Annotated in this window: 2 protein-coding genes and 2 pseudogenes; 2 read left to right on the top strand and 2 right to left on the bottom strand. The window is 66.7% G+C overall.

The annotated features are described in order from the left end of the window. Nucleotides 1-87 (bottom strand): annotated as a pseudogene (locus ACWELQ_RS41190) (UDP-galactopyranose mutase); the annotation flags it as partial. Here ACWELQ_RS41190 and ACWELQ_RS41185 point away from each other — a divergent pair. Then, a pseudogene (locus ACWELQ_RS41185) lies at nt 86-610 on the top strand (ATP-binding cassette domain-containing protein); the annotation flags it as partial. The pseudogenes ACWELQ_RS41190 and ACWELQ_RS41185 sit on opposite strands and share 2 nt — an antisense overlap. On the opposite strand, the gene ACWELQ_RS41180 reads toward ACWELQ_RS41185, so the two are convergent. Beyond that, a complete protein-coding gene (locus ACWELQ_RS41180) occupies nt 597-1,862 on the bottom strand; it encodes an MFS transporter (RefSeq protein WP_452402415.1) in 1,266 nt (421 codons plus the stop codon). The pseudogene ACWELQ_RS41185 and the gene ACWELQ_RS41180 sit on opposite strands and share 14 nt — an antisense overlap. A 327-nt stretch (nt 1,863-2,189) precedes the next feature. On the opposite strand from ACWELQ_RS41180, the gene ACWELQ_RS41175 reads away from it, so the two are divergent. Beyond that, a complete protein-coding gene (locus tag ACWELQ_RS41175) occupies nt 2,190-3,497 on the top strand; it encodes a PucR family transcriptional regulator (protein WP_452402414.1) in 1,308 nt (435 codons plus the stop codon). Nucleotides 3,498-3,547 lie beyond the last annotated feature (50 nt).

The raw sequence follows: 3,547 nt of genomic DNA, 5'->3' as shown, positions 1-3,547 counted from the left end.
GAAGTGGCGCGGCTCGATGATGCGGGTGAACGGCACGTCCGCGTCGTTGTAGTTCATGACGGGGATGCCCTGGAAGACACCGGTCTCGCCCTACTCCTCCCACGACCCGATGTGGACGGTCGAGCGCCTCATCGCCGAACCCTTGCGCGCCTTCGGAACCCACGATCGCGCCGCCCGCCGCGCCCGCGTCGCCGAACTCCTCGACCAGGTGGCGCTGCCCGCCACCGTCACCCAGCGCTACCCGCACGAACTCTCCGGCGGCCAGCGTCAGCGCGTGGCCATCGCCCGCGCCCTCGCCGTCGAACCGCGCCTGGTGGTCTGCGACGAACCCGTCTCGGCGCTGGATGTCCTTGTGCAGAACCAGATCCTGACCCTGCTGTCGGATCTCCAGGACCGCCTGGGCATCAGCTATCTGTTCATCTCCCACGACCTCGCCGTGGTCCACGCCCTCGCCCACGACGTGCTCGTGATGCGCGCCGGGAAGGTCGTCGAACAGGGCGCGGCCGGGCAGGTCCTCACCGCACCGACCGATCCCTACACCCAGCGTCTGCTGGACGCCATCCCCGGCACCGGCATCGACGCCGATGAGGGAGTCGCTATGCGGCGGTGAGGGATTCGCGTCCCGTGCGCGGACCCCAGACGCCGATCAGCACCACCATCACCACCAGTGCGACGGTGATGATCGTGAACACCGTGCCCGGCCCGCGCCGATCCAGCAACGGCAGCAGCAGGAACGGCTGCACGGCGGTGGACAGCTTCGACAGCGAGTAGGTCGCGCCCGACGCCGTGCCGCGCACGCTGGTCGGGAAGGACTCCGGCAGATAGGTGTGGATGGCGTCGGAGAACACATTGCTGGCCAGCGTGAACGCGCCGCCGGACAACAGGATCAGCGGTATCGCGGTGGCGAAACCGAAGACCAGGCCGAAGACCGCCATCAGCGCGGCGCTGGCCATCACCAGGTATTTGCGTTCCACGCGCTCGATCAGCGGGATCGCCAGCAGCGAGCCGAGCGGATAGCCGAGATAGGTGATCGCCAGATACCCCAGCGAGTTCACCACCGTGAATCCCTTGTGCTGCAACACCAGGACGGCCAGGGTGCCGAAGCCGTAGTAGCCGAACACCTGCAGGATCATCACCGCCGAGAACAGGGCGGTGCGGCCGCGGAACGGCTTGCGCAGGATCTCGGTGAACGGCACCCGTTCCCGCGTCCGCCCGGCCTCCCAGTGCGGCGATTCCGGCATGTGGCGGCGCGCCACGAACACCAGTGCCGCGCCGAGTCCGCCGAACACGAACAGCCAGCGCCAGCCCTCGATCCCCAAGGGGTGCAACGGAACCAGCCAGCGCGCCAGGAATCCGACGGTGGGCACGGCACAGAAGCCGAGGGTGTAGGCGATGGCGATCATCCGCCCACGCACCCGGGCGGGCATGGTCTCGGACAGGTAGGTGTCCGACACCGTCATCTCCGCACCGATGCCCAGACCCGCCAGCGCCCGCGTCGCCATCAGGAACCAGACGTTCGGGCTGAACGCGCCCAGCAACGTGAACCCCGCGTACAGGCCGATATTCACCATGAACATGCGGCGGCGGCCGAAAACGTCCGACAGCCGTCCGATCACCAGCGCGCCGAGAAACTGACCCGCGAACGCCGAGGCGAGGATTCCGCTGAGCTGATACGTCGACAGATGCATCTGCTGTTTGAAGACCCCGGTAATGGTCCCCGCCAGGAACAGCTCGTACAGATCGAAGAACAATCCCATTCCGACCAGCGCGACCAGCCGGTAATGCACCGCCCCCAACGGCTGTTCATCCAGCCGAACCGTTTCCCCGGCCCGAATGCCCTGTGCCTCATCGAATCTGGTCATGGCTTACATTAACCATTTCGCCCCGCGAACTACCCGAACGTCCGTTGCCCTGTCCACCCGGGAATACAACAACATTCGGGGCGGCGTGGAGTCGAAGGAGTGGTTCGGTGTCACTTTCAGGCCCTTCGATCATGCGACGATGATTCCACCCGACAACGTTTCACTGTCATACCGGGAACCCCTGGCGCATGTGAGAAGTCACAAGTTCGCCGGGAGGGCATTACTGTGCTTCACAGGAGGAGATCAACCCGCCGCTCGAAAATGCGGCATGCGTTAGCGTTTCAGGTCCCGGACGGGGCACAACCCGGGGGTGGAAGGGAGTCACGGATGTCCGTGGAAATTCCGACCCGGGCGGGACTCACGGTCTCGGGCAACCCGATATCGTCGCCGCTCAAGGATGTGCGCGGGATCGCGCAGCACATGGTCGGGCATTTCGTCGAGACGGTCGCCCCGTGCGGGACGCTGCCCGGCGACGCGATTCACGGCGACGTCACCGCCATCACCCGCATGTGCCTGGAACTGGCCGTGGGCATGCTGGACGGGCGCGATATCCCGCAGCAGACCAAACGCCTGGAGGAGGCCGCCGCCCAGTGGGCGCGCGAGGGCATCCCGATCGACACCATCCACCACGCCATCCACGAGGGCTTCAAGATCGGGTCCGAACTGGTGATGGCCAATGCCATGTCGCGGCACATCCGCCAGGAAGGCAAGGACGGCGACGCCACCCTCGTGATCGCCGCCGCCGATATGGACAACATCATGGGCGGGGCCAAGCTCGTGGTGGAACTGCTGGACCGGATGACCTCCGCGGTCGCCATGGCCTACGTGCGGGAACTGCGGGCCGTGGTCAGCGAACATCACACCGCCGTGCACACGCTGACCTCCGCGCTGCTGGGCGGGCACAGCACCTCCACCATGGCGCGGGAATGCGGGATCGAGATCGCCGAGCGGTATCACGTACTGGCGCTGTCGATTCCGGAACATCCCGAGGAGCACTCCCCCACCGTCGACGGCGCGGTGGTGGCGCGGCGCAAGCTGCGCCGGGTACAGGCGGAGCTGGCCACCCGGTATCCGGACGCGGTGCTGTCGCTGTTGAGCGTGGACGGCGGCACCCTGCTGGTGCCGTGCAACGCGCTGGACGACGAACAGCTCGACGAACTCGTCGAACAGCTTTCGCGCGCGGCCCGGGTGCCGATCACCGCGACCCTGGTTTCCGCTGTGCCGCAGCAGATTCCGAACGCCTCGGAGCAGGCGCACGAACTGCTGGACATCGTGCACCGACTACGGCTGATGCGCGGGCTGTTCCGATTCGACGAACTGGCGCTGGAATACCAGCTGACCCGGCCGGGCCCGGGGCGCGATCACCTCGGATCGCTGCTGGACCCGCTCGACGAGCACACCGAACTGCTCGAGACCCTGCAATCGCACATCAGCAACAACCTCAACCGGCAGCGCACCGCGCGGATGCTGCACGTGCACACCAATACCGTGGACTATCGACTCAAGCGGATCGGGCAGCTGACCGGCTTCGATCCGGCCCAGGCGTCGGGACTGTGGTACCTGCGGTCCGCGCTGGTGGCGCGGACCTATCAGGCGGGCTGTCGAGCGCGTAGTCGTCGAGCTGGGCGCGGCTGAATCCCCAACGCGCGGTGATGAGTTCGGCGCTGATGCCCTGCCATGGCACG

This window comes from Nocardia sp. NPDC004722, assembly GCF_053601505.1.
This window is presented reverse-complemented; position numbering and strand designations above follow the sequence as displayed.